The organism is Pseudoalteromonas sp. JC28, from assembly GCF_013319255.1.
GTDB lineage: Bacteria > Pseudomonadota > Gammaproteobacteria > Enterobacterales > Alteromonadaceae > Pseudoalteromonas.
Window position 1 is genome coordinate 239,698 of record NZ_QOKX01000004.1, and the last position, 25,778, is coordinate 265,475.

Consider the following 25,778-nt stretch of genomic DNA (forward strand, 5'->3'; position numbering starts at 1 on the left):
AGCCTGTATTTTCTAGAACGCTCAGTTGATTGAGTTTTTTAGGATTTAGATACTAAAAAAGATTTGCCCAGATAGCTCAGTCGGTAGAGCAGAGGATTGAAAATCCTCGTGTCGGTGGTTCGATTCCGCCTCTGGGCACCAATAATTTAGTGTGCCGACTTAGCTCAGTTGGTAGAGCAACTGACTTGTAATCAGTAGGTCATCCGTTCGACTCGGATAGTCGGCACCACTTTATTTAGGCGAAAGCCTGTATTTTTAGATAGCTTAGGTATTAAGTTATTTAGATACTAAAAAAGATTTGCCCAGATAGCTCAGTCGGTAGAGCAGAGGATTGAAAATCCTCGTGTCGGTGGTTCGATTCCGCCTCTGGGCACCATCCCCTCTCGCTTAGCGCGCATTTTAAAAATACCGTTTCCTACAAAAACACCCATTTCCTACAAAATCTATAGCTTCGTCGCGCATGACGGAGGCGATTTAGCGAACGCCAGAAAGCAAAAAACCGCGATAAAGAAACTCAGATTAAGTTTGGCGACTTAAGTTTCCAACGCGGCTTTCATAAACATTCGAAAGTGTTTATATGGCTATCTTAGCCGTAGGGTAATCCTGTGTCTAGTAGGTAGTTAAAAATTTGCTGACGACGTTCCTGTCGAAAATGAGTTGAGTCACAACCAAAAAAATAAATTTGCACCAAGTGCAAAGCAAAACTTGTGCAACCAAGGTAAAAAGAAGCAAGTTTTCTTCTCGTTAGAAGTGCTGCATGAAACTAAATCTGATACCCAGACATTAGTTTTGGGCCATATTGCGTATCACCATGCTAAACACGGAAAATTTAACTCCAGCGTTTCATCTATTGCAAAACACCTTTGCTATTCCATCAACGCGGTAAAAAGTGCGCTGACACAGCTTCTCAGCGCTGAAAAAGAAGAAAAACAGCCTCTGCTGCTTGAAGAATGTACAAAAGGCTATAGCCGTACATTGAGGCTTAATTTAAAACACCCGCTAGGCTACCGACTACTTCAAAGCTACACGCAAATCATTCATGGCCAACAAGCAGCGAATACACTTCCCCTCTTTGGTCTTCAGTTACATTTATTCGACTCGAAAAGCCGATATGACTCTCGTCATCAACACAAAATGTTGATGCTACATGCGTTGATCAGCAGTAAAATCAAAGCCAGCAAACTATCTACACGTAATAAACGAGATACCTACCAACAAAGCATTTCTCAATTATCTAAAAAGCTGGGGTGGGCGTATATGACGGTAAAGTCTCTAATTGAAACCATGCGACCACTTGGTTTGTTGTCTGTGCTCAAAGAGCAAGTAAGTCGTGTAGCAAAGTTTGTGTTTGGTGAAGTGAAGGCAAGTAAAGCCAAAGTGCGCCGAACGATAATTCCCATCAAAGAGTGCGAAGCACCTCCAATTGAGCGGTATCGCGATGTTCGCATAGTTTAATAAAACTTTCGCCAAGATAAATTAGAACTGCCTCGATGCAGGGCTTTGTCGTGCCTGAAATTCAAAAAATAAATCACACAGCTTCTCCGTTGGCTTCTCCAGATGAATGAAAACCAGAGTTTTCCTAGTTTAAGCAACTTAAGGGCCTAAATGCGCTCTTTGCAAAGCCATGAGAGTACCGTGTTGGTAAATTAGTGATAGGTGTTTTACGTTCAGTCTAAATCAGTGATCAAAGCTGAAAACTTCGTGATCTATCACTTTTAACTGGTGATGCCTTTAAATATAGTGTTTAAATATAAATAGATAGATTTTTACCAAAACGCTGTTTGGCCAAAATCACTTTTAAGTTTTTTAAAGGTAGCCGTTGTAATGGAAAAGATTGAGCTTGGAGTTGAGCCAGTAACGTTTCAGCATGATCTGAATGGTGAAAATGTATTTTTCTGTGTTGGTCAAACTGACTTTGAGCGATTTGGTGTCGAGTGCGTTTCAAAACGAGCTGTGTTGAAAGGTGTATCAGATGACGAAAGTGAAGCGATTCAAGACTATATGATGCAGGTTATTTTGAGCATGTCTGAGGCAGGAAGTTCTAAATATATTAATTAGTTACCGACATATTATATTTATTGATGGTAATTGGAACAACTTGGATTTGTGACTTTTGCGTTTAAATCAGTCTTGTTTCTTTGGCTTAGCTAGCGAATGCACAAAAGTTTTTAGGCCGTCAATATGCTCAGCTAAGTCACCATTTACTTTCCTTCCCATAGCATCCAATATGAAGTGGGCGCCTTCAATTCGGGCTAATTTAGCCGCTGGTACAAAGTCACTATCTCCAGAGATTAAAACGATTTTGTTGGCTAATTTTTTTAATACGACGCTTGTTATATCGACACCAAGTTTCATATCTACACCTTTTTGACGAGGTCTTAAAGAAACATTGTCAGGGTTAATATCTTTTGGATCTACATCACCTCTAATTAGTTTTTTAAAGCTGTGAACTTTATCTTTTCTAATAAACCCCCACTCTTGGTCGCTATTACTTAACTGTCCCATACGACACGCAACATACGGTTGTCGTAACAGTGCCTCATGTAGTTCCGTTTTATATTTTGTGATATCACTCTTGGAAAAGTCTATGAGTTTATTTGTAATAGGGTGGTGTACTTTATGGTTTAAAGGTGGGCAATCGTAAAAATAGATTCGGTATAACTGTTCGCCATTTTTTCTATCTACATGCTTAATCCAGTAATGCCACATTTCTTTAGCTAGTCTGCTTGGCTCAGAAGTCATATCTGGGTCAACAACGCTAGTAAAAAGCCTATTGAAAAAGCCTGCATCTACAAAGATTGCAACTGTTCTATTCATCATATTCCATGACCCTGAAATGAAAAAGCCCCCGGGTCGTCACTTCTCGTATCGTGAGAGGAGTCGCCGAAGGCTGTATGTTCTTTTAAAGCAATATTGATAACAATAGCTTTTTATGTGGCTTATTATAACGCAAAAGTTACTAAACGCAATATGAAATAAAGGATTAAAGAGCGGCAACTCTACAAGGGCGTTGTATCGTGAGTCAAATTTTCTCTGGCAGCTTTTTGCTGACAATAACTTTATTTAGCAGCTTTAGTTACTTTGCTAGTCTCAGCGTAGCATTAAACATACTATTACACACCGTAAACTAACTATTCTTGCCAGATTTATCACTGATACTAACCGCGTCACTCCCCTTTTCAAGGGGTAGTGACGCGGTGGCAAACCCCACGCTAAACAAAGCAGAACAAAGAGGGGAAATTATTTGTTGAACTTATGTGCGAGTTATGACACTCTAAAAACGATTCCAGCAAAAGCGAGACGAATGTCATCGCGTCAAGAAATAAAGCCTTTGGCTTTATCATACCAGTGAGATCTACTCACAACTAAAAACCAAGCTTTCGGGCTTTTTAACTTACAAATTAGTTCATCTGATTTAGGCACTTTTATGCCTTGAATTTGGCTATTTGTACCTGCATGTAATTAACTTAAACACAAATCACTTTATAGCGAGGCTGTTATGAATTTAAAAGAAAATGCGAGAGAACATCTATTAGACGCGGCGATTAACGATATTGAAGAGAATGGGATCTACTGGAATGGGTCAATTTCCAGAAGCCAAAGAGGGCATTTGCTCACATTGTTAGAAGAGCATGGATACGAGATCTCCATGAATGAAGTTCCATCTCATTGGGAGCACGCTTTTTATACCTCAGCTTACTCATATGATGATGTACTAGAGCTAGCACAGAAGCGAGCTGAAGAAAGTGACTGGTAATTGAACGTTTTAGTACGCTCATGTGGACAACTGGGGACGCAAGCTGCCCCCACGTTGCCACACAATCGCTATATTTGCATATGAGTTGTTTGAGAGTTGGCTCCGCCTTAATAAATATTTTTATTTGTTAAGCTTAAAATGAGTTTGTAGATAAAAAAACGAGTATTTTGACTCCGCAATCAAGATGGAACTGTATTTTTGAATAAACAATGGGATTATTAAGGGGCGTGCCCCTTGATGATTAGCCTTTTCAACGATGGTGCTATAGCGCAATAAGCTTGGGCTGACACATATCGATAGTAATACCGATAATGCTGCTAGCCCCCTGATAAACCAACCAGTCTAACAAGCAACTTTTTAGCTACGCTCGAGCTCAATGGTGACTATTCCGTTCTAGATAAGAGGGAAAGGTGGTTTGTTGGTTCTATTCTGCAGCTCCCAAAGCAGTTCTAATGCCAGCCGGTGATCGCGCAGTGTCGTTGAGCTTAGATGGGAGTGCCTAGCATAATATCGATGAATATGTGCTCGGCCGACTTGAGGCGGAGATTTAACACCTTTTTCGTTTTGCGCGATATTTTCAAGGATGTTGATTAACCTTTTCACCATTGCTCGCCGTGCGGTTTTGCCGCCGTGTCGAACGTAGACATGGGTTCTTTCTTTTATCCACTTTTCCATTTGACTCATAACTTAACCTAGGTAGCTGTTTGTTACATCGATACGACCGTGGCCAAGCTCTTGCGATACCTGCATTCTTGCATGATGGTCTAAATCTTTGGCTTCTTTGAGAGAAATGTTTAGAGTGTTAGCTATGTAGCGGTAGTGTTCAAAGCTGTGCTTAATGCCGCTAGCGGCAGGGCAAGCAATATTGCTCAATGTTTGATAACGCGTTTGTGCATAGTGATGGCGTTCTGCATGGAATGTTATATCAAGTGATTTTAATTCGTTGTATGCGTCTTGCTTGAATTGTTTATAGCTTTGACCTGGTGCGATCATACTTCTTCCATTTTGAAATGTTGTAGCAAGTCTTAACGCTTTAAATTGAGCATCATTTTGAACTGGTACCGTTCGCAGCCTTCCGCCTTTAGTGCCATCTTTTATATTTATATATCCATGCTGCAAGGCTTCATGCAGCGCTTTTTGAGCATCTAGCTTCGCAGATTCTTCAAACCGTAAACCTAGCTCTCGTTGTAACTCTAACAAGGCTGCGGTTCTTGGGGTTAGAGCAATCAGCGACTTTGCATGAACATCGTGAGAAACACTTTTATTGGTTTTTGCAATCCCCGATCTTTTAGGAAGATTACCTTCTACAACTGGCGCAACGTGGACTGTTCTATCACCTCTAGCTATTTCCATCACTCGATTTACAGCGCTCATGTAGTTCTGCGCGGTTGAAGCTGATAAGTTTTGCTGGTTACATCGCTCACTCAGATGAGATGAGTATTCCTGTAAATGCTCGTGTGTTATATCTCGCATATCTTTTATTTGATGTTCAGTCTTGAGCCAAGAACAAAAGCGGTTCCAGCGACCATGCATAGTCGATATAGAAGAAAATGACTTAATATCTTCTTTAAGCGCATTGAGGCCTGCTTTGCTTATGTCTCTCGACCTTAGCCCAAAATTCCTTGAATTTGGGTTTTGCCGTTCGTGTCTCAAAATATATCTCCAATCATTTTATTCACTCCGATCAACCCTCTTTAACTTGGTAAGTGTTACGCAATTTTTTAAAAGCTTTGCTTGCTTTTGATCGGTACTAGTTCTTGCCAGCGCAAAGGGTAGATAAACCGTTACCCACGGGAATTTGTTAATTATTCGAAATACTGCCTTGGAGAAGGGAACTCGTTCGCTTACCTAGCTCCATTCAAGGCTGGTATTTGAGCCAGGCTCATATTTCAAAGAGTCGCAGCGCTAGTTTCGTGCGATTTCGTGAATACTGATTTAGTTGGCATAGCCTATAAATAAAGGGCTGTAGCAGGTTTTTGTCGGCTGTCTCTTTTTCAGTAGAAAAAGAGACAGCGACTTATAAACTCTGTTACATAGTAAAGGGCGGCTGAGCCAATCAGTTTGGCTCTCGATGCTACAAGCATGAGAGCGATATTTTGAAGATAGTTACGCCGGAAAAATCCTGTAACTTAGGCAAGGGACCGAGCTTTACTTGCGTCGGTTAAGGGCTGCTTTCAAAGCAGAACATAGGGAAAATATTATCTTTAGCACGGTAATGCAAGCTAATTATTTATGTTATTGGCTCTAAGAAACAATGAATGGTGAATGTGTTCATTGATTATTATCTTATTTGCTTCTGTAGTTAACTAAAGTTCGTTATTGTAAGTCGAATATGAATGCAAAAGCGATATCACACGGATAGCGACAATTTATGAACCTTACACTCCCATCCTTCAGGCAGGTAAAAAGTATATTTTTATATTCTGCAATAACGATAACTTTATACAGTTTCATTTTTTCTATTGAGTTTTTTAGTAAACAAGCAAGTAGTTGGAGTGCGTTATATTTGCAGATGCCTGGATGGTTACAAGGCGCGTTAATCGTGATTGCAGGCGCAGTGATTACATGTTTGTTGAAAAGCATCGGGTCATATCACTTAGAGATAGATAGCAAGAAGTTAGAGAAGAAAGGCCAACAAGGTTGGTCTGTGGTACGACACTCAATCTTGCTTGTTGTAATTATTTCGTTTACGAATTTTATCTATAAAGAGCCAATTGCAGGCAATTGGGTATTAAGATATTTATGTTTTGTAGCGCCGCTTCTTTATTTAGGTAAAGTGTTGGTTTACGCTGAAGAATACAGTCTTTTTGTTTTCAATTACTTTAAAGCGCTCAGTCTTTATCCAAACTATCCTTCAAAACAAAGAAGGGTTTGTATGTCAGATTGCTCCTTTCTAGAAGAGCCAATAAAATCTGCCAGCCAAGATAGGTTTGGACGTGTTTATACTGCGAATACTTTAAGAGATAAGTTACTCGGTTATGATGGGAAGGAAAATGTAGCTCAGTTTAAGCGTATTGCTTTAGTTGGCAATTTTGGAATGGGCAAGTCAAGTGTATTAAACCTGCTTGAAGAGCAAATGACTAGCACAGAAATGAATGCCAACTCATATGAGAACTGGGTATTTGTGCACTTTGATGCTTGGGGGAAAGTAGACAATTTAACCAATAGCATTCAAGGCTTGTTGCTTCAGTCTATTGTCGCTGAGTTAGGCAAGCATATTGAAACATCTTCTATTCAAAGCTTGCCAAAAAAATACATATCATCTTTGAGAGAGGTACATAGTGTTGCTAAAATTTTTAGTCACTTTATGGAACAAGAAGAAATGCCAATTGGCTTACTTGAAAAACTAAATCGATTACTGAGCGAATCTGGTTGTAAAGTATGTGTTTTTATAGAGGATATTGACCGAAATGAGGATGTACACAAAGGATTGAATCAACTAGCGCCTCTATTAGATAATTTAAAGTGCATAGAAAATGTGAGTTTTATATTTAGCTTAGGCTACAACGAAGGCGCTTCAGCAGTAATATCTAGAGTTACAGATTATCGAGAGGACTTACCTGTTTGTGTTTTTGAATCGGAAATAACTAGACTGATATCAAGTTTAAAGCAAGAGTCTTCAATCCAAGGTATAGAGCTGTTTTATGAAACAAGCAACTCTGAATGGTTGCTAAGACAGCGTATGTATCTTAGCCAAAATGGTATAAAAACTGTTTTTATTCCAAAAGTTCTTGAACTAATTAACAACTTAATTGGTTCTGTTCGAGAATATTCGGCAATCCAAAGAGAAGTTAGAAGTAAATGGAGTTTACTCCAAGGCGAGTTTAACATTGATGATCTCTTAATCTTAACCACTCTAAAAGTTTCTGCTCCACTTGTATTTGACTTTATACACCGAAATTTTCAGCTCTTACATTCAGGAAAAATAGAGGCTATAGAAAAGGCCTGGGGGAGCATTTCTCTTTCTGATACATCTTTAAACTCCGCTGAAATTGCATTGCAATTAGTGAAGTTCTTGTTCCCTAATTTTTGTGACAAAGAGCAAAAAGAACAGAAGGTTATTCGTACTCAGTCAATTTCTGATCACATAGTGAAGGATTATTGGAATGTCTATTTAGGAACAAGCTCACAGTCAAAGCTTGAGTTTTATGACCAAGCCATCTACCGTGAAATGTTGGACTTTGATGTTTCTGATATGGGGTTAAAAAAATATGGATTTTTAGACCTGATGGTAGAGAGAAACATGTTTGTTGAGTTCGCTCACAGGATTTACTCTGCACGGCGTACTTGTTTTTCTCAACAATTCTGGCAAAAAGTGTTGACCGCTCTCCAAGTCAAATCAACCTTCATCAAAGGAATGACCGAAAAAGAGTGGCAAAGTAATAGTGTAAAGACGCAAGCTTCTGAAGTTTTATTAAAGGTTGCACGATATGTTGATCAAGGTGACCCCTTATTTGAGAAGCACCTCACCTGGGCTTTAAAAGAGTCACCCTTGTATGCCAAAATTATTGTTAATCATAAGAATTTTAGTGGATATAAATTAAAAGAGGTGTTTAACAAAGTCTTTTTGCACGAGGTAAAAGGTATTGATTGCCTGCTCAAATTTTATAGAGAAGGCGAGCTAAATATATTAATGAATACTCTTGAACTGTCTTGCATAAAGGCAAAAGATGTTGAGAATCAAGAGCAGGTAATTTCTGATGAGGAAGTTAATTACAAACTTCATGAACGCTTTGCTGAACTCTTGCCGAGAATTCATGATAGCAAAGACATCAATATGATTTATCGTATATTAACAATTAAGAGTGTATCTCGCTTGATACTTGGTATGGGTGGTGAAAGGGAGGATGGCTTTTTTACATGTGTGCAAACTGTAGATTTTGGTTTTCTAGAATTGTTAAGCGAAGAAAACATTAAACAGGTTAGGGAACTCGTAAAGCTCGGTGTCGCAGATACATTTTGGCTTGATAATTACAAAGAATCCTTACCATTTTTTGATTTGGAAAACTCAACTACATAGAGTTTGTAAAAAGTAACTTAAATGCAATCTGTATATAGTTGATAAGTGGGGAAATTTAGTATAGCAATAAAAATTTTAGTTTCTAAATCAGATTTAAAAATTAACTTTCAAAAAAAGCCGTCGATAGCTCCACGGCTTTTTCTCTCCTATAAAATTTTTAAGTTTACAATCAGTTCCACGTTATTCATCTAGTTTTGAGGTTTTTTGAATGAGCCCCTTGTTATTCTTGAATAAGCAGGAAATGAGCGAACTAACAGGCCGAAAACAAAAGAAAAGACAAATTGAGCAGCTGATCCAATTACAGCTTCCATTTACTCTCGATGCCTTTGGCTGGCCTAAAGTTTTGCGTAAAACGATTGAAACAGAGCTTGGCGCTGGTGATAGCTGTCAAATTAAGCGTGGTGGGGCTACGCTTAGTGATGACGAGCTGTATACGGGGCAATAGCAGTCATGGGAAGAAAACGTTCTGCAGAAAATGCAAACCTGCCCAAGGGCATGATCTTTAATAAAAAAGGGAATACCTATTACTTAAGGGCAAGCGGTCAGAAAGATATCCGCCTTGGCAAAACGCTGAGTGAAGCTTTTCGTAATTACTACGCTTACGCATCGATTAATTTTGAGTGTCAAACGATGCATGACTTGATTGACCGCTATCTCAAAGAGATTTCACCCACTAAGGCAGAATCGACATGTAACTCCCCCAAAAAATGAAACAGTTCATAAGTAGAATTTTCCATTAACTAAAATAGGAAAGTTTACGATGAGAAAAAGCAAGTTCACCGAAACCCAAATTGTCAGCATGATCAAGGAAGCTGAATCAGGTATTCCTGTGCCAGAAATCTGCCGCAAACATGGTATCGGCCAAAGTACGTTTTATAAATGGCGCTCAAAATATGGCGGGATGGAAGCTTCAGACGTTAAGCGACTTAAAGAGCTTGAAGAAGAAAACCGTAAGCTAAAAGATATGTTTGCAACGCTTAGCCTAAAGCACTCGATGCTTGAGGATATCATCGCAAAAAAGCTGTAAAAACAAGTAGGCGCAGAGCTTGGGTAGAGCATTTAAGAGCTCAATTTAACGTCAGCGTCGCATTTGCTTGTGAAGTAGCAGGGCTAAGCCGCTCAGTTTTTTTATTACAAACATAAACGGCCGTTAGATGATGAAGTTATCGATGCATTACTTGCGCTGGTAGAGCGCTATCCTAGGTGGGGGCTGCCTAAGCTATTCAAAAGGCTTCGCAATAAAGGTAAGCCGTGGAATAAAAAGCGTGTTGAACGCGTTTACAACATGCTAAAACTAAACTTGAGACGTAAGGGGAAGCGCCGTGTTCCAACAAGAACACCTGAACCATTAAGTGCACCGACACAACATAATGAATCGTGGTCAATGGACTTTATGAGTGACGCATTAAGCTATGGACACCGTTTTAGAACACTGAATGTGCTGGATGATTTCAACCGACAAGCACTGGCGATTGAGGTCGATACAAGCTTAACTTCTGAACGAGTTATTAGAACGCTACAACAAATTATTGCTTGGCGAGGAAAACCAAAGCAGATTAGAGTGGATAATGGTCCAGAATTTACTTCAACGGCACTCGAAGATTGGGCAATGAAAAATGACATCAAGTTGGAATTTATAGAGCCAGGCAGTCCTTACCAAAATGGTTTTGTGGAAAGGTTTAATCGGAGTTACCGTGAAGAAGTGCTAGATTTATACTTGTTTGAGTCACTGCAAGAAGTACGTGAAATTACTGATGAGTGGTTAGATATTTATAATTATGAGCGACCTCATGATTCACTCGGTGATATGACACCGGTTGGTTACCTTGAGGCTGCATAAAATTCTACGAAATAGCTGTACTAAATTGGGTGGAGTTACAGACACACAAGAGTAATATTAGTGCGTCAAAGCATTTGATAAAGCGTTTTGGTCATATGAACCCAAGAGTGCTTAGAGCCAGGCATGCCTATCAATATCTCGATCTTAGAAATCGAGAGGGGGCACCGGTAAGAGGCAATCGTGAGTTTGCGTTACTGAGCACCATTATGTCTCATGCTGTGCGTTGGGGCGTAATTGACGACACACCATTTCATGGAATTATACGTAACCCAGAACAACCAAGAGATCGGCTAGTCACAGATGATGAATTGGCAGTGTTTGTTAAGTATTGCCCTCGATGGCTGCAATTATATGTGGCGCTAAAGCTGGCAACCGGCTTAAGGCAAACCGATATGCTTAAACTTAGCAGCAAAGATTGGGATGACGAAAAAGGACTAAAAGTTCAAGCTTCAAAAACAGGTAGCCGGTTGCAGTTTGAGGCCGTGGACCACCTTAGCTTTATCATCAGCGAGCTTAAACAAATTAATGGTTATCGTACCACTAGAAAGCACAGAACGCCTTTATTGCATTGGTATTTCTTTGCATCAAGCGCTAATGCACGAAAGGAACAAGCATTGACTCCCGACGGTTTTAGAACTGCGTGGAACAAAGCGATGCGTGCAGCAATCGAAAGTGGTGATTTACAACCTGAGCAGCGTTTTCAGGATAGAGATTTACGAGCTAAGACAGCAAGTGAGTGTGAGACGATTACTCAGGCATTTGAGCTATTGGGCCACTCAAGTGTGGCAACAACAAAGCGTGTTTATCGGCGAGGTTACTCACAAGTAACGCCAGTCACGCCTAAATCGCCAGATGATAAGAAAAAACAAAGCATTGAAAAGTAGTCATAAAAAAGGCATTATTTTTAAATTAAGAATTGTATGTTTAGCTAAAACTTCTAAGCTATTAAAAACAAAGTAATTTTAGCTAAATTAACCATAAATATTAAACCAGACGAAAGTTATAGGAAATATTTTGTGGGTTTGTGTAGTAAAAACAGTATGTTAGATGCACAAGCGTTAAGGGTTGAAAATCCTCGTGTCGGTGGTTCGATTCCGCCTCTGGGCACCATCCTTTAAAAAACCTCGCAATCGCGAGGTTTTTTGCTTTCTGATACTTTATATTTCTTTTTTTTGCAAAAAATAGATTCATCTGGTTACAACTGAGATTTACTTTTCAAAATACAGTGCTTAATATGCAAAAATGAAACTAGTTATCATTTGCATTTTAAAAGGTTTGACGTGAGAGAGATCAAGGTCTTGCTAATTGAAGATGACTGTACTTTAGGTACCTACTTAGTAGATTTGTTGCAAAAGTCAGGATATCAAGTTGAGCAGTGCTTTGATGGTGAGTCGGGACTACAAGTCGCTCAGTTGCAGCAGCATGATTTGATCCTTCTGGATAATATGTTGCCAAAATTAGATGGCGTATCCTTGTTGAGAAAGCTGCGATCTACGAGTCAGATCCCTGTTGTAATGGTGTCTGCAAAAGGGGCTGAGGAAGAACGCATTATAGGTTTAGCGCATGGGGCTGATGACTATATTGCTAAACCTTTTAACTCCACTGAGTTGCTCTTGAGAATGGAAAGTATCCTTAGGCGAAGCCAAAATATAATTCAACTCTCTATACCGTCAGAGATTTCCATTGATGGCTTAACACTAAACTCACAGACTCAATCCGTTTATGTCCATGGTGAAATATTAGAGTTCACACCAATCCAGTTCAAGTTGCTTTGGGAGCTTGCTTCACGGCCACATACAATCATAACTAAACCTGATTTATATCTGTCTGTGCTTAATAAAAAACTAGGAGCATATGATAGGAGTTTAGATATGCACTTAAGTCGAGTACGCAGAAAGCTTAATGAAGCAAACTGGCATGGTGAGCGTTTACAAACTGTGCATGGAAAAGGTTATTGTTTTAAATGAAACGAAATATTTTGTGGAAATTGAGCTTAATCTTAGCTGCTGGTTTGGTCGCTTTTTTCTATTTACTGCATGCATTAACACTTAAAACAGAAGAAAGCATGAGTATGATAGCAGTAAGCGATAGAATCCAAATGAAGAATTGGAAATCTGAAGCCGAAAGACTCTATTTGGCTAACAACCAAGAAGCGCTAGAGGCTTGGATAAAAAACCTAATGAAAGAAGAATCTACATGGGTATCAATCGCGAGTTTTGACGCTATTCATTTAGCCGGAGAGTCAATAGATCAGAATATCGTTGGCAGCTATCACTTTGGTCGGAGCATTGAATGGAAAATACATTTATATTTTGAATCAAATCCAATAATGGAGCTTCCATTCGAGTCTTCTAATGCAAGCTTACTAATAAAGTTACCAGAGCGAATGCGGCCTGGGATCTACTGGAATACGACTAAATTTATGCTTCAGGTACTCATTCCTATGGCAGTGTTGGCCGTATTATCCATCTTTCTTTATCGACATATCATTATTCCATTGCGACAGCTGGATAGTGCAACAAGTGCTTTTAGTAAGGGCAATTTTAAAGTAAGACTTGGAAAGTATCTTGGCAAGCGCAATGACGAGTTTTCACATTTAGCCTCTACGTTCGATCAGATGGCATCAAGGATCGGGGAGCTAATTGCAAGTCAACGTCAGCTAATCGCTGATCTGTCACATGAACTTAGAACTCCGCTAACTCGACTAGATATTGCGGTTAGTAACTTTGAAGAGAATGATAGCCAACGACACTTAGAACGTATTGCACGGGAATCTCAACAGATTAGAAAGTTGGTCGAAGATTCACTCACTTTGGCTTGGTTAGATAATGAAAACCCAATGTTACAGAAGGAAAGCGTAGATTTAGTAGACCTTTTGGATGTGTTGATCGATGACGCCAAGTTTGAGTTTCCAGATCGAACGCTGTTATTTGAGCCGCCAAAAAGTGCCGTTGTTGTAAATAGTTGCCATAGAGCACTGTGTCCAGCAATCGAGAATATCATTCGTAATGCCTTACGTTTTACGCCTGAAGGTAAAAAAGTCGAGATAAAACTACAGCGAATAAGCAACGATTATTTAGTTGAAGTGCTTGATCAGGGGCCTGGGATCCCCGAAGAGTTTATTGAGAAAGTATTTGAGCCATTTTTCCGTGTGGACAATGCTCGTCTCGCACAAAGTGATAGTTTTGGTCTTGGTTTAGCACTTGCTAAGCGACACTTGAGGAGTGTTAGAGCGCGCGTGTCAGCACGTAATTTAGCCAGTGGAGGGTTGGTTGTACAAGTAATAATTCCGGTTTCGTAAAATGTAACAATTGTAAAAGTGATTGCTTGATAAAACTAAATGGTAATAATTCTGATTCAGCCTTTTAACTGTTGTTTGAGACATGAATCATGCCATTTTTATCCCAAAAAAGTCATTTCTTTAGAAAAACTACCATAGCGTCAGCCGTTTCTCTTGCTTGCTTTAGCCTTAGCTTTGGCGTACTTGCAGAGCAATCCGATACAGAAAATGAACTAAAAAAAGTCGAAAGAATTACCGTTGTTGGGGCAACAACAAACTCCGAAATTACACCTGCAGTATTAGCTAACTACCAAGCAAATGACCTAGAAGATATTTTCCGCCATACCCCCTCAGTTACTGTTGGTGGATCGCTGGGGATTGCACAAAAAATCTTTGTTCGTGGAGTGGAAGACTCAATGGTGAATGTCACGGTAGATGGTGCTCCGCAAACGAGTACACTATTTCATCACATAGGTCGTGTTGCCATTGAACCTGAGTTATTGAAAAGTGTAGAGGTACAAGCAGGTGCTGGTGAAGCAACAGCAGGAAGCGGTGCAGTTGGTGGCGCAATACGTTTTAAAACGAAAAGTGCGGCGGATCTATTGGATGAAAATGAAAGGTTCGGTGGAACTGCCAAAGTAAGTTATTTTACCAATGACGGGCATAAAGAGAGTCTATCTTTGTATGGTAAGGCAACTGATTCAATCGGCATTTTAGCTTCGTATGTAACAGTTAGCCGCAAAAATACGGAAGATGGTGACGGTAATACGCTTCCAGGAACCGCAGCAGATCAAACATTAGGATTTATTAAGCTGAATGCCAAGCTGACAGAATTTCAAGATATTACAGTTAGCTACGAGCAAAGAAAAGAGGACGGTGAGTTTGGCAAGCAAACAAACTGGGCACCTCTGGAAAGCGACCCACTGTTTGCATCTTGGGGTGAGCGCGAAACTTTAGTGCTTAACCACAACTGGTTTTTAAATTCTCTGGTGAATTTAGAGACAACAGTGTATCAAACAAAATCATCATTCAAGCGTGAGTTATATACCTGGGATGCGTCAATTGAAACGATAGGTTTTGATATTCGCAATACCAGTGATATCGGTACTCACTCTATTACTTATGGAATTGAGCACAAAAACGATAAGGTACATTCGCAGTCCTATGAAGACTTTGGTGGGATTTTTGACGAAGATGGTACTGTGTTAGGAGCTTATGTCCAAGATCATTGGCAAGTTTTTCCTGATCTGCGTTTAAGTTTCGGTCTACGTTTTGATTCCTATGAGTTGGATCATCAAGGTATAGAAGCAAACTGGGTAAAGGTTGATGGTGTTTGGGTTGTTGAGACTGATGCAGCTGGTGCACCAGTTACATCAACCAGTGAGTTCTCAGCCAAAAAACAGGATGGTTTTAGTAAAAATGTTGGATTGCTATACAACCTTGCTGATAACTTGACGTTGTCACTTGGCTATGCGGAAGCGCTGCGAGGCAGACAAATCGCAGATGCGTTCACAGTCGGTGAGCTAACGCCGAATGCAAACTTGGTTCCTGAAGAAGTAGAAAATGTTGAACTCGGTATTCAATATAATGATGGCGCTTGGATGTTTGAAGCATCTGTATACTCTAGCACAATTAATGGTGTTGTCTTCGACAAGTTTAAAGGGCGTGAAGGGGTTTTCTACGAAAATATCGGTGACTTAGGTAGTGAAGGCTTTGAACTGGTTGGTGGTTATCAAGCGGACAATTTTGATGTAATTGTCAGCTTTAACCATAATAACGTTGAATTGGATAATGTGATATTTAATTGGCCAGATCCCACAGACGCGACATCCACAAACCGCATCGAAGTTGACAACATTGACTTGGCTGCCTACGAATACGGTGGTCTAGGTAATGTGGTTGGAGACTCATTGAACGTAAACTTTAACTATCACTTAAACGATCAGATTAAACTTGGCTGGAATTACAAGTATGTGGCGAGCTTAAATGATATTGAAGTATTTCACCGTTCAATTGAGCTAGGTTGGGTTGAAAAGCTTGAGACAATTGACAAACCAAGCTACCAGTTAGTCGATGCTTATGTTAGCTACGAGCCATTCGACTCTTTGAGAGTCGACCTTTCAATACAAAATCTATTAGATGAGTCTTACCGCAGCCATGGTAGTGTTGCCGATTACGGTCATATTCCTGGTTATGAAGGTGTTGTCGGGATCAAAGAAGCAGGTCGCGATATTAGGCTGACAGTTGCCTATCAGTTCTAGTGTTATTGTCAAAAGAGCTAACTTAAAGAGTTAGCTCTTTTCATTTGGTTATTATGCTAATGAAACCTGTATTTAAGCCAACGCCAGCTGCGCATATTACTTGCCGAGTTTTACTTAGCGTGATTGGTGGTTATGTTATCGCTAACTTGAGTGCCATGCTTATTTCGTACTTACCATCAGACAATAAAGTCGATGGTATTGTCGCGGGAATGATGTCCAGTTTTATTATTTACACTTTGATTGTGATCGTTGTGTTTGCTGTTAAAAGCACTACTAGAGCAATATTTTTTATTGCGCTTTTAGTTGTTTTGCTAAGCGTTTTAGTCATGTATCTAGAAAAGGCTATTTGAGAATGAAAGCGAGATTTCGACAGTCTATGAGCTGGCTACATACGTGGACCGGCGTTGTTTTTGCGTGGATGTTGTACTTCATTTTTGTGACTGGCAGTGTCGGATATTTTGAAAACGAAATTGATCGCTGGATGAAACCTGAAATCATGGTTTCGAAAGGACTTGAGGATAGCGCAATAACGAATATCGCGATCAGACAACTCAGCATACATGGTGATAATGCATCTCAGTGGTACATAAGCTTTCCCACATCAAGAGATCCATTTATTGAAATCTCTTGGTTAGAACCTGATAACACCGAAAGCAAAACACCCAAACAATGGCACGAAAGCAGCCTCGATCCAGTGATGGAAACGCTTATCCGTAATAGACAAACTAGCGGAGGTGAGGCGCTTTACCGTTTGCATTACAATCTACATTATGTACCGCAACTTGTAGGCTATATATTAACCAGTATTGCTGCAATGCTAATGCTTATAGGGTTAGTTACTGGTCTAATTATTCACAAGAAAATTTTTGCTGAGTTCTTTACGTTTCGAGCTCAAAAAGGGTTGCGTTCTTGGCTAGATATTCACAATATTTTTAGTGTGCTACCACTACCGTTCCACTTGATGATCACCTATAGCGGGTTATTGCTGCTGATGGGGATCACTATGTCTCCAGTTATTGACCTGCGCTATGGAGAAGGTCAGCAAAATCATCGCCAATTTTATGCGCAATCACAGATAGAGCAAAAGTCACAGCAAATAATCGAGATGCTCCCCACAGAGTTAAGCGTTCAATCTGCTTTGGCTGATGCTAAACGTCGCTTCAAATCACATAAAGTTAGTTATGTTGGCGTCGTTGAAAGAAATACAGAAAAAGAACACATTGAGATCTGGTTTGAATCGAAAAGTGGAGTCGAATTCGCCTCGTTGCTTGAGTATCGTGCTATTGAAGATAAAGTTATGCTCGAAACCTCCCTCGGAAAAGCAGGGGGAGCTGCAAGTGTTTATGATTTCTTAGAGCATTTACATGAGGGGCTATTTGCTGATATTTACCTTAGATGGATTTACTTTTTATCAGGTTTATTTGGCGCAGCGATGGTTGCTACTGGTCTTATGATATGGTTGAAAAAGCGCAAGGCAGTGACTAGTACTAATAAGATCCTGACGAGTATTATAGAGCGTATAAATATTGCGATAATCCTTGGGGTTCCTATAGCGATAGCGTCTTACTTTGCTGGTAATCGGTTATTGCCAATAGACTTTCCAAGCCGAGCAGCTTGGGAAATGCATATACTTTTTATAACGTTAGGTCTATGCACACTCTATTGTGGATTAGCCTCAAAAAAATGGCTTTGGCAGCGAATGTTATGCTGTGCTGCTTTGGTATATGGGCTACTACCTATACTTAACGCACTAACAACGGAGCATAATATATGGCTTAGTTGGATAAATAGTGATTGGCTGATGGTTGGATTTGATTTAACGGTGTTATTTATCTCTATATGCTTTGTAGCAGCTTTTTGGGTTGTACGTTGCCGACAAGAAGGCATCAGTGTTAAGGCGGCCTAATGAAGTTAATTGTTGTTTTGTTTGTGTTACTTTTCTTAGCCTTTGCATTGTTGAATTTATCCTTGTCACGACATAGGGTGAAGCTCTCTAACAGAGCCGGAGCATTCGATGTGGGTCAACAACGACGATTTAGGATACTCGGATACTTACTTTTATTCATTACGGTGGCTTTTGTTACAGCGATGTGGGGTGTCTCTTTAGGGCTAGTTTATTGGTTCGCCACAGCAACACTTACATCAATTTTGGTGGTTTTGTTGTGGACTTACAAACCTAAATTTTTCAGTTTTTTAAATAGGTGCTAATGACTTTCTAATGGGCCTTAGTCTAATGCAACTGATTTACTCAATTTCCATGCAGCTGGCGTAAAAGCTGGTGGTGGCAGGCCAGTCACTAAATACAGCAACTACGCCAACTTGTTTTGCCAATATGTCCAACACCCTAAGTATATCGCCATCATGCTTAACTGCGTTTTTTACAGATTGATAATACCAACCGCCGCCGTTCGTTAAAGGGCCTGAGCGCTCTAAAGACCAAGCAACTATCTTTAATCCTGCACGTTTAGCGGCTAGGGCGTACTGCGACGGAATGATATCGCCGTTTTTATCTTCGCTAATTAACATCCAAATTGGTGGGGCGATAATTTTTACCTTATTTTTGGCTAAGTCTTCCATTGACGGTTGCCAAGTACTTGGTTTGTTAATATCAAAATGTTCGCCAGCTTCTCTACCATCAAGAAATACGGCATGGTTTGCAAACTCTGGTGCATGCTTTATCCAGTACTGAATATCTTGGTAAGAAAAGGATTGTGGAAAAACTTGAGATGGGGGGACATTGTGCTCAGTATATTCGTCTAACATTTTTTGTGCGAGCTGGTTTTGGCTTAACCCATTAAATGGCATTGGCACTTCTGGTGTTTTTAACTCAGGAGTCATATTTACACCAAGTTGCTTAAATAAAGCAATGCTTTCACTGTGGGTCATTAAGGTTCCAGAACTGGCATAAAGATCTGTACGCCAATTGGGAGTGCCTTTGACAAACTCTGCTACTGTGGTTGCTTGAGTATTCACACCATCCATTTTTCCTTTTAGTTGCTTGAATTCTGCTAAGGTAATGTCTGAGGTGCAGCATTGAGCAGACGCAAGTTTACCAGAGTCTGGATCCGCTGGTGTGAAGGGTTGTCTACACGTGCTAGCAAGCTTAGGTTGTAACAAGATATCGGTTGTCGCATGAAGGTCACATTGTGCATGGCGGCAAACGAGAGTCTTGTCTTTCGTAAAAGTAACATCACATTCGAGCGTGCCTGCTCCCATTTTTGCGGCGGCAATGTATGATTCTTTGGTGTGCTCAGGGTAGAAAAGTGGTGCACCGCGATGTCCAATGGAAAAACGTGTGCGCTTGATTGGTTTATCTAAACAGCTTGCAAGCTTTTCCTTAAGCTCACCGTCTGGAAGTTGCGAGACTAAAAATTGAGTCCGTGTACCGACATCAAACTGCTTTGTTGCCTGGCATCCCGTTAGCGTAACCACCAACCACGTCATCCATATTATTTGGCGCATACCTGCCTCATTCTAACAAAGCGTAAAAGGCGTAAGTAAATCATGGAATTTTTACAGTCCGATGTCATACCTCAATTTGTTTAACGATATTGTTGACGATAGTTCTCTACCCACAATTTAGTGGCGCCACAAACGGCAACGGGCATCACTATGAGGTTAACAAATGGGATTGAGGTTAGTACAAACACCGCAAAGCCAAAGCCATAAGACAGCCCTTGTTTACTCTTCAAATCATCTTTCATTTGCTTGAAATGAATTTTATGGTTATCAAACGGATAATCATTGTATTGCACGCTGTACATCCAACACGTAAACATAATCCATAAAATTTGCCCAACGATAGGCAGCATCCAAAGTAAGATGAAAAAGCCGAGTGCACGTGGAAGGTAGTAGCAGAGTTTGGTCCATTCTCGACCTAACATTCGCGGCACATCTTTTATGGTATCAATTAACTTATCATCATTGATATGTTGGTTGGTCAGGTAAAGTTCTACTTTTTCGGAGAGTAAGCCATTGAAAGGTGCAGCAATAAAGTTGGTTATCACCGTGAAAATCATACTATAACTGAAAAGTATCACTAAGATAGCAATGGGCCACATTAGCCATTCCAGCCAACTGAGCCAATCTGGTAATAATCCGTTGAGATAAGTAAATCCTTGAGTCAGCCAGTCATAAAGAAAAAAGAGTGATGCACCAAATAGCAGTACATTGATTGTTAAAGGAATAAATACAAAGCGTTTTAATCCTTTTTGGGTGATTAAAGAAAAACCAGCAATAAAGTACTCGATACCGCGTGATAGTTGCACTGTACACCTCGTGTTGTAATACCAATTAGTCTTAATACTTGCTCAATTTGAAGGAGCAAATCTGACGCTAACTGCGTTAAAAATTTCTCATTTAAAACAAATAAATAGTAAAGTTTTCGCCTGGTTATCGACAAGGTTTTCTCGCCCCAAAATAGCTCACTTAATTAAGCAAATTGGTATGATTTAATTCTTTTGATTTAAGGCACATATCAAAAATGTCAGCGTTAGTATAACGCTAAACAGCGCGCCACAAACAGGAGATTAGTAACAATTCATCTCAGCTCACACAGTGCCTGAGTGTGCGTATGAAAATTAACCTTAGTATATTTAGAAGCTTAGTAAATAGATTAGAAATAATACTTGTAAACGCAAGAAACTGCCCATACACTCAAAGTAAGGCAGTAGAAGTGAGAATACTATGCGGTTAATTCGTTGGATGATTACATTTTGTATGTTGAGTCTGTTGACAGTGTCAACGGCCGATGCTGCTAAATGTGATACCACGCTTTCAATCGCGCCTATCGTTGTTGACCTAGACAATTCGAACTCCAGCCCTGATTTAGATGATTGCGTTGTATCAACAACCCATCGTTTCGTGGTTGCTAGTAGCTTTATCATAGCGCAATCGCAACCCACCTATTCTTATTCAAACTCAGTATGTGAGTCTATTAGAGCACCACCTGTCGCAAATTAATTTAGTCCTTTTCCGTGCTTAATTAATTTTAAAGATAGAGGTGATCTATGAACACTTACACAGTATTGAAAACTCAACCTGTTGCAAATTATGAACTTGCTGAAAATAACTTCCCAGCTTGTAACACTGACAACCTAGAGCAAGCGCCAGCACATTGCCTAATGCACAATCTACATTTAGCACCTATGCAGCATATTGATGAAAACAGTAGCATAGATGAAGCTACGTTAGTGCTGGATAAAACGCACCGCAGAGCAAGCTTTGTCGTTGATAGCAAAGAAAAGCTTGTTGGTATGATCTCTAATGCAAGAATTGGCAGTCGCTACGTGTTGAGTATTGCAGAAAGACGCGGTTGTACAAGACGTGATTTAAACGTCAATGATGTCATGATCCCACTATCAGATCTTCGTCAAATCACCTTAAAACAAACTAGCCAAACTGTGGTTGGCAATGTGCTTAAAACAATGGAAGAAGGTGGCTTCGAGTTTTTACTTGTTATTGATGAAGTGACTCAGCATCCAGTCGGTTATTTTGACCTAATCGATATGATGAAAGCCTGTGGACGTGCAGTAAACTCAATGAAACCAGCAAATAAATTCAGTGATATTGTTGGTACGATTTTGCACCACGCAGAAATTTAAAAGAATCCCTATAGTTAATGTAAATTAAAGTTAGCAAGGCGTCGTAAGGCGCCTTTTTTGTGCCTCAAGTTTGCTCCTGTGCAGCAGAGGCTAGGCGCTATTTTTACTTTGCGCCAGCAAACCCAAGTTGTCGCCAAGACTCATAGACAAAAACGGAAACAGCATTAGATAGGTTCATACTGCGACTATCGGGGCGCATTGGAATGCGGACTCGCTGAGGCTCAGGCAGTGAAAAAATAATGTCTTCTGGCAAACCACGAGTTTCAGGGCCAAACAATAGGCAGTCACCTGCTTCATAGGCTACTTCATGATGGTATTTGCTACCTTTTGTCGTGCAAGCAAATACTCGCTTTGGATTTCGTTTGGCTAAGTATGCTTCAAAGTTTGGGTGGCGCTCTACTTCGCTAAATTCATGATAATCAAGGCCTGCACGTCTTACCCGTTTATCATCCCATTCAAATCCTAGCGGCTCTATCAGGTGTAGTGAATATCCTGTATTGGCACACAAACGAATAATATTGCCGGTATTAGGCGGGATCTCGGGTTGGTATAAAACGATATCTAACATGATAGGCCTCAATTAAATTTTGCCCGGCAGTATAGCTGATACTTGTCGACATTTATATGTGCTGCGTTCGATAGAGCGAAATCCATTACCCAGTTTTTAAAGTACGACTGTTGAGAAAAACTATACAACCGTAATCTGTTTTTCATTTCAAAGCATTACCCTGTAATATAACAGCATCGCGATGCCGTGGCATTTTGCGAGTGGTTTGACGACTAATCATTTCAGTTAGCCAAACGTCAGATTAAATAATATGAAGAAATGAGGTGCCAGTGGATCGCAGCTATGAGTTTTGGGTTAGGTTTTCAAGTGTCTTTACCATCATAATGGTGGGATTGATGATCGCAGCTAAGTGTTGGGCTTGGCTGTCTTCAGGTAGTGCCGCTATGCTCGGTTCTTTAACTGATTCACTGCTTGATATTAGCGCCTCTTTAATGAATTTCTTTGTACTGAGCTACGCACTGCGTCCTGCGGACGATGATCATCGATTTGGTCATGGAAAGGCAGAAGCATTAGCTGGGCTTGGACAAGCGGCCTTTATCGCGGGCTCTGCGAGTTTATTGGCTTTTCATGGCGTAGAGCGCATTATCAATCCAACCCAAATTCCACATTCGTTGTTTGGTGTGTGGGTGAGTTTATTTGCGATAGTTTGTACTTTGTTGGTGGTTGCGGTGCAGTATCAAGTCGTTAAACGCACGCAGTCCATCGCCATTAAGGCTGACTCGTTACATTATAAGGGCGATATTTTATTAAACCTCGCGGTGCTCCTAGCGGTATTGCTTAACTTTTATGGTGTAGGTTACGCCGATCCGATTTTTGGTATTTTGGTGGCGATGTATTTACTTTATAACAGTTGGGATATTGCCAAGGAAAGTGCTGCGCACTTAATGGATAAAGAGCTGCCAGATGAAGAAAAAGCACAGATCATACTTATCGCGTCGAGTCATGAGGACGTTTATGGAGTACATGATTTGCGTACCAGGCAAGGTGGCAAAATCAAGTTTATTCAACTGCATCTAGAGCTTGATGACGATATGCCGCTGATGCGAGCGCATCAGGTTGCGGATGAGGTGGTTGCTAGCATTAAAGAAGAGTTTGATTGTGAGATGGACGTGCTTATCCATCAAGACCCAGTTTCTTTAGCACTAAGTAGCTCGTCTGTAAACGCATAAAAATCATCTAACACGGCTTTGCGGGTATTATCTTGCTCGCAAAGTAGTTCATGTTTCCCGATAAACTCTGTAACTGTCACATTATCCCTGTGCGCGGCAAATTGACTTTGCGCCTGATTATCAACAATGCTGTCTTCACTGGCTGTCGCGATACGGATTGGCAGAGCTAGCTTAATATCTTGAAACGAGCGGCATTTATGTAGAGCCGTGTATAACCAAGCAAAGCTAACACCACCGAGTTGTAGCTCGGGAAATTGATCGTACAAACCTCTAAATAGCGCATATCTAATTGGACAATCAGTAAGGTCATTATCTTGAAAAGGTTTGTTGTGGTAGTGCACCTGTCCCAATGCATAATGCTTACCTAGCCCAAATAAACAAGCTGCGCCCGCAAGTCCCTCGGCAAACCAAGTCGGGTAGGGAGTCGTATTGATCCCAAGCATCGGGGCTGATAAATAGACTCCCTCTATGTTATGAGGCGCAAATAATGTTAAATAATCGCAGGTAATGGCACCGCCCATTGAATGTGCCAATATAAAAAGTGGCAAGGTGTTCTGCTTGGCAACGATTTGATCCATAAAGCAGTGCAGCGTTGCAGCATAATCTTCAAAGCGTCTAACATAGCCGATTTGCTTATCTTTAAGTAATCGCGGCGAGTAGCCTTGTCCTGGATGGTCATAGGTAAATACCGCTATGTTGTTTTGCGCAAACTCCCACAGCAATTCTCTGTATTTATGAGCAGACTCAATACGGCCATTAACCAACACCAGGCTGAACGTTGCCCTTTCTGGAATGTGGTAGGCGTAAAATAGCCTACCATGAGGGGTATCAAAAAAGCCTTTTTGGCAGCCTTGCCAGTGCTCATCAATTTCCGGAAGGTGTGATTCAAGTTGCTGACTTTGGCTATAAAACATGGCTACCTGTGTAATGGAATTCGAATGCTGACTTGCAAACCAACATTATTACTAAATTCGATATGGGCATCATGTACTTTTAACGCGTGCTGCGCAATGGCAAGACCCAGCCCAAACCCGCCCATTTGATTTTTGCTTGGCGTACGTGCGCTCGACACTCTGAAAAATGGAATGCAAAGCTTGTCGAGCATGTCTTCACTTACGCCTTTACCATCATCACTGATAGTGCATAGCAACTGATTACCGTCACTCTCAATATCGACATTAATAAGGCTAGTCGCATACTTAATTGCGTTACGAATAATGTTTTCGAATGCGCGGTTAAGTAGCATTGGGTCGCCATAAAGTGTTGCCTCGGGTAGTGCTGTGACGACAAGGTCCTTCCCTAATTGTTGTGCCTCAAACAGTGCATCTTCCAATATCGGGTCGAGCAGCTCATTGAACTTAATTATCTGCTTATCGATTGGCACTTGATCCGCTTCGAGCTTAGATAAATGCAAAATATCTCTGAGCATATTTTCAACTAACTGAGCTTCACGTTCAATGCGCTCGATATAACTTTGGCTTTGCGCTGTGGCATGGCCTGCAGCGAGGCCTGTGGCCATTTGTAAGCGGGTGAGCGGTGAGCGTAGTTCATGGGATATATCAGCAAGCAAGCGTTTTTGATTGTTAACTAAAGACTCTAATTTATCAGCCATTAAGTTAAAATCATGACCCAGTTGACCGAGCTCGTCTTGGCGCTTGGTATTTATATCGGCTCTGCTCGACAATTCTCCACGGGAAAGTTTTGCAGCGGCTTTTTGTAGCTCTTTAATTGGCGACAATAGATCTCGAGTAAACCAAAAACACAGTAATAAGCTTGCGCCTAGCACGACCGCGATTTTTACCCAAAGCGGTAGGGTTCTTAATTTGATGAGTGCACTTGGGGTATGGTTTTCAAAAATTAAATAAAGACGATAACTTTCACCTTGAAGTGTAAGTTCTAGGGGGCCAAAAGCCTTGTACTCTGGGGTAAAAATAGCGACCGGTTTGGCATCTTCGGTAAAGCTGAGTAAATCTAAATTCAGCGTTTTTATATTGGGATCGGCGGCAACGCTTTTTTCTGCATCGCGGTGGCTCAAGTAGATATTTCGAGCCTTTCTTTTACGCAGTTTGGCAACCTTATTCAACTCAAAGTTGGGGCGCTCGCTTGCGCGTATTAACGCTTGTTCTAATTGTTTTAGATTTTGCAGCATGGGTTTTGAGATGCGGTGAGTTTCTACAACATCAGGTTGTAGCATGCTGATCCCAAGCAACAACAACATAGTGGCAATGATAGTGAGCCAAAACCAGGCAAAAACCTTAACAAGTAAGTACCGCTTCATTC

General features: G+C 40.5%; 24 protein-coding genes, 3 tRNA genes and 1 pseudogene. 20 read left to right on the forward strand and 8 right to left on the reverse strand.

Annotation, left to right across the window (positions count from 1 at the left end; all coding sequences use genetic code 11):
• Window positions 1-65: 65 nt before the first annotated feature.
• The 5 genes from DS891_RS10885 to DS891_RS10905 all read left to right on the forward strand — a co-directional run bounded on the left by DS891_RS10885 (window position 66) and on the right by DS891_RS10905 (window position 2,058).
• Window positions 66-141, forward strand: a tRNA-Phe gene (locus tag DS891_RS10885).
• Window positions 142-153: 12 nt separating this feature from the next.
• A tRNA-Thr gene (locus tag DS891_RS10890) sits at window positions 154-229 on the forward strand.
• 71 nt (window positions 230-300) lie between these two features.
• A tRNA-Phe gene (locus DS891_RS10895) sits at window positions 301-376 on the forward strand.
• Window positions 377-657: 281 nt separating this feature from the next.
• Window positions 658-1,455: a helix-turn-helix domain-containing protein gene (locus DS891_RS10900; RefSeq protein ID WP_174169801.1), complete on the forward strand. Its 798-nt coding sequence runs from the start codon at window positions 658-660 to the stop codon at window positions 1,453-1,455.
• A 369-nt stretch (window positions 1,456-1,824) separates the two neighbouring features.
• On the forward strand, window positions 1,825-2,058 hold the full coding sequence (locus DS891_RS10905; RefSeq protein WP_174169802.1) for a hypothetical protein: 234 nt from the start codon (window positions 1,825-1,827) through the stop codon (window positions 2,056-2,058).
• A 66-nt stretch (window positions 2,059-2,124) separates the two neighbouring features.
• Here DS891_RS10905 and DS891_RS10910 read toward each other — a convergent pair whose 3' ends face one another.
• Window positions 2,125-2,820 (reverse strand): NYN domain-containing protein, encoded by a 696-nt coding sequence (locus tag DS891_RS10910; protein ID WP_174169803.1) that lies wholly within the window; start codon window positions 2,818-2,820, stop codon window positions 2,125-2,127.
• A 679-nt stretch (window positions 2,821-3,499) separates the two neighbouring features.
• Between DS891_RS10910 and DS891_RS10915 the strand changes: the two genes are divergently transcribed.
• Window positions 3,500-3,757, forward strand: coding sequence for a hypothetical protein (locus DS891_RS10915; protein WP_174169804.1), 258 nt, complete (start codon window positions 3,500-3,502; stop codon window positions 3,755-3,757).
• Between the two features lie 393 nt (window positions 3,758-4,150).
• On the opposite strand, the gene DS891_RS10920 is transcribed toward DS891_RS10915, so the two are convergent.
• Together DS891_RS10920 and DS891_RS10925 are read right to left on the reverse strand one after the other, a co-directional pair.
• Window positions 4,151-4,441, reverse strand: a complete 291-nt coding sequence (locus DS891_RS10920; protein WP_174169805.1) for a hypothetical protein — start codon at window positions 4,439-4,441, stop codon at window positions 4,151-4,153.
• Between the two features lie 3 nt (window positions 4,442-4,444).
• On the reverse strand, window positions 4,445-5,410 hold the full coding sequence (locus tag DS891_RS10925) for an integrase domain-containing protein (RefSeq protein ID WP_174169806.1): 966 nt from the start codon (window positions 5,408-5,410) through the stop codon (window positions 4,445-4,447).
• Window positions 5,411-6,299: 889 nt separating this feature from the next.
• On the opposite strand from DS891_RS10925, the gene DS891_RS10930 reads away from it, so the two are divergent.
• From DS891_RS10930 to DS891_RS24830, 11 genes and pseudogenes are all read left to right on the forward strand, one after another.
• On the forward strand, window positions 6,300-8,777 hold the full coding sequence (locus DS891_RS10930) for a P-loop NTPase fold protein (RefSeq protein WP_174169807.1): 2,478 nt from the start codon (window positions 6,300-6,302) through the stop codon (window positions 8,775-8,777).
• 208 nt (window positions 8,778-8,985) lie between these two features.
• Window positions 8,986-9,222, forward strand: coding sequence for a DUF4224 domain-containing protein (locus tag DS891_RS10935; protein WP_302480147.1), 237 nt, complete (start codon window positions 8,986-8,988; stop codon window positions 9,220-9,222).
• Window positions 9,223-9,227: 5 nt separating this feature from the next.
• Entirely contained in the window at window positions 9,228-9,488 is a 261-nt protein-coding gene (locus DS891_RS10940; protein WP_174169809.1) for a hypothetical protein, read from the forward strand.
• A 49-nt stretch (window positions 9,489-9,537) separates the two neighbouring features.
• Window positions 9,538-10,617, forward strand: a pseudogene (locus DS891_RS10945) (IS3 family transposase).
• Window positions 10,618-10,712: 95 nt separating this feature from the next.
• A complete protein-coding gene (locus tag DS891_RS10950; protein WP_174169810.1) occupies window positions 10,713-11,501 on the forward strand; it encodes a tyrosine-type recombinase/integrase in 789 nt (262 codons plus the stop codon).
• A gap of 396 nt (window positions 11,502-11,897) precedes the next feature.
• Window positions 11,898-12,584, forward strand: a complete 687-nt coding sequence (locus tag DS891_RS10955; RefSeq protein WP_174169811.1) for a response regulator transcription factor — start codon at window positions 11,898-11,900, stop codon at window positions 12,582-12,584.
• A complete protein-coding gene (locus DS891_RS10960; RefSeq protein WP_174169812.1) occupies window positions 12,581-13,918 on the forward strand; it encodes a histidine kinase sensor domain-containing protein in 1,338 nt (445 codons plus the stop codon). The genes DS891_RS10955 and DS891_RS10960 overlap by 4 nt, the downstream gene beginning before the upstream one ends.
• 89 nt (window positions 13,919-14,007) lie before the next feature.
• Complete coding sequence (locus DS891_RS10965; protein ID WP_174169813.1) at window positions 14,008-16,158, forward strand: TonB-dependent receptor; 2,151 nt, start codon at window positions 14,008-14,010, stop codon at window positions 16,156-16,158.
• A gap of 59 nt (window positions 16,159-16,217) precedes the next feature.
• Window positions 16,218-16,508, forward strand: a complete 291-nt coding sequence (locus DS891_RS10970; RefSeq protein WP_174169814.1) for a DUF3649 domain-containing protein — start codon at window positions 16,218-16,220, stop codon at window positions 16,506-16,508.
• Between the two features lie 2 nt (window positions 16,509-16,510).
• Entirely contained in the window at window positions 16,511-18,064 is a 1,554-nt protein-coding gene (locus tag DS891_RS10975) for a PepSY domain-containing protein (protein ID WP_254605829.1), read from the forward strand.
• The gene (locus DS891_RS24830; RefSeq protein WP_102057402.1) at window positions 18,064-18,366 is read left to right on the forward strand and encodes a DUF3325 domain-containing protein; all 303 of its coding nucleotides are present in this window, start codon (window positions 18,064-18,066) and stop codon (window positions 18,364-18,366) included. Before DS891_RS10975 ends, DS891_RS24830 begins: the two co-directional genes overlap by 1 nt.
• A gap of 36 nt (window positions 18,367-18,402) precedes the next feature.
• Here the strand turns inward: DS891_RS24830 and DS891_RS10985 are convergent, their stop codons facing one another.
• Window positions 18,403-19,602, reverse strand: a complete 1,200-nt coding sequence (locus DS891_RS10985; RefSeq protein ID WP_254605839.1) for a glycerophosphodiester phosphodiesterase family protein — start codon at window positions 19,600-19,602, stop codon at window positions 18,403-18,405.
• Window positions 19,603-19,700: 98 nt separating this feature from the next.
• Complete coding sequence (gene cysZ, locus DS891_RS10990) at window positions 19,701-20,426, reverse strand: sulfate transporter CysZ (RefSeq protein WP_010606045.1); 726 nt, start codon at window positions 20,424-20,426, stop codon at window positions 19,701-19,703.
• Window positions 20,427-20,844: 418 nt separating this feature from the next.
• On the opposite strand from cysZ, the gene DS891_RS10995 reads away from it, so the two are divergent.
• Together DS891_RS10995 and DS891_RS11000 are read left to right on the forward strand one after the other, a co-directional pair.
• Window positions 20,845-21,120, forward strand: a complete 276-nt coding sequence (locus tag DS891_RS10995; protein ID WP_010606046.1) for a hypothetical protein — start codon at window positions 20,845-20,847, stop codon at window positions 21,118-21,120.
• 47 nt (window positions 21,121-21,167) lie between these two features.
• Window positions 21,168-21,761 carry a CBS domain-containing protein gene (locus DS891_RS11000; RefSeq protein ID WP_010606047.1) on the forward strand — a complete coding sequence of 198 codons (594 nt, stop codon included), beginning with the start codon at window positions 21,168-21,170 and terminating at the stop codon, window positions 21,759-21,761.
• A 103-nt stretch (window positions 21,762-21,864) separates the two neighbouring features.
• On the opposite strand, the gene trmL is transcribed toward DS891_RS11000, so the two are convergent.
• Entirely contained in the window at window positions 21,865-22,329 is a 465-nt protein-coding gene (gene trmL / locus DS891_RS11005) for a tRNA (uridine(34)/cytosine(34)/5-carboxymethylaminomethyluridine(34)-2'-O)-methyltransferase TrmL (protein WP_010606048.1), read from the reverse strand.
• 323 nt (window positions 22,330-22,652) lie between these two features.
• Between trmL and DS891_RS11010 the strand changes: the two genes are divergently transcribed.
• Window positions 22,653-23,498, forward strand: coding sequence for a cation diffusion facilitator family transporter (locus DS891_RS11010; protein ID WP_174169892.1), 846 nt, complete (start codon window positions 22,653-22,655; stop codon window positions 23,496-23,498).
• On the opposite strand, the gene DS891_RS11015 is transcribed toward DS891_RS11010, so the two are convergent.
• Window positions 23,450-24,412 carry an alpha/beta fold hydrolase gene (locus tag DS891_RS11015; protein WP_010606050.1) on the reverse strand — a complete coding sequence of 321 codons (963 nt, stop codon included), beginning with the start codon at window positions 24,410-24,412 and terminating at the stop codon, window positions 23,450-23,452. The two genes, DS891_RS11010 and DS891_RS11015, sit on opposite strands and share 49 nt — an antisense overlap.
• Before the next feature lie 2 nt (window positions 24,413-24,414).
• Window positions 24,415-25,776 carry an ATP-binding protein gene (locus DS891_RS11020; RefSeq protein WP_174169816.1) on the reverse strand — a complete coding sequence of 454 codons (1,362 nt, stop codon included), beginning with the start codon at window positions 25,774-25,776 and terminating at the stop codon, window positions 24,415-24,417.
• Window positions 25,777-25,778: the final 2 nt, after the last annotated feature.

Coding starts and splice junctions, on each gene's coding strand:
- DS891_RS10905 (WP_174169802.1), top strand. CDS start 1,825: ATGGAAAAGATTGAGCTTGGAGTTGAGCCAGTAACGTTTCAGCATGAT.
- DS891_RS10910 (WP_174169803.1), bottom strand. CDS start 2,820: ATGATGAATAGAACAGTTGCAATCTTTGTAGATGCAGGCTTTTTCAAT.
- DS891_RS10915 (WP_174169804.1), top strand. CDS start 3,500: ATGAATTTAAAAGAAAATGCGAGAGAACATCTATTAGACGCGGCGATT.
- DS891_RS10920 (WP_174169805.1), bottom strand. CDS start 4,441: ATGAGTCAAATGGAAAAGTGGATAAAAGAAAGAACCCATGTCTACGTT.
- DS891_RS10935 (WP_302480147.1), top strand. CDS start 8,986: ATGAGCCCCTTGTTATTCTTGAATAAGCAGGAAATGAGCGAACTAACA.
- DS891_RS10940 (WP_174169809.1), top strand. CDS start 9,228: ATGGGAAGAAAACGTTCTGCAGAAAATGCAAACCTGCCCAAGGGCATG.
- DS891_RS10950 (WP_174169810.1), top strand. CDS start 10,713: ATGAACCCAAGAGTGCTTAGAGCCAGGCATGCCTATCAATATCTCGAT.
- DS891_RS10960 (WP_174169812.1), top strand. CDS start 12,581: ATGAAACGAAATATTTTGTGGAAATTGAGCTTAATCTTAGCTGCTGGT.
- DS891_RS10965 (WP_174169813.1), top strand. CDS start 14,008: ATGCCATTTTTATCCCAAAAAAGTCATTTCTTTAGAAAAACTACCATA.
- DS891_RS10970 (WP_174169814.1), top strand. CDS start 16,218: ATGAAACCTGTATTTAAGCCAACGCCAGCTGCGCATATTACTTGCCGA.
- DS891_RS10975 (WP_254605829.1), top strand. CDS start 16,511: ATGAAAGCGAGATTTCGACAGTCTATGAGCTGGCTACATACGTGGACC.
- DS891_RS24830 (WP_102057402.1), top strand. CDS start 18,064: ATGAAGTTAATTGTTGTTTTGTTTGTGTTACTTTTCTTAGCCTTTGCA.
- DS891_RS10985 (WP_254605839.1), bottom strand. CDS start 19,602: ATGACGTGGTTGGTGGTTACGCTAACGGGATGCCAGGCAACAAAGCAG.
- DS891_RS10995 (WP_010606046.1), top strand. CDS start 20,845: ATGCGGTTAATTCGTTGGATGATTACATTTTGTATGTTGAGTCTGTTG.
- DS891_RS11000 (WP_010606047.1), top strand. CDS start 21,168: ATGAACACTTACACAGTATTGAAAACTCAACCTGTTGCAAATTATGAA.
- trmL (WP_010606048.1), bottom strand. CDS start 22,329: ATGTTAGATATCGTTTTATACCAACCCGAGATCCCGCCTAATACCGGC.
- DS891_RS11010 (WP_174169892.1), top strand. CDS start 22,653: ATGGTGGGATTGATGATCGCAGCTAAGTGTTGGGCTTGGCTGTCTTCA.
- DS891_RS11015 (WP_010606050.1), bottom strand. CDS start 24,412: ATGTTTTATAGCCAAAGTCAGCAACTTGAATCACACCTTCCGGAAATT.
- DS891_RS11020 (WP_174169816.1), bottom strand. CDS start 25,776: ATGAAGCGGTACTTACTTGTTAAGGTTTTTGCCTGGTTTTGGCTCACT.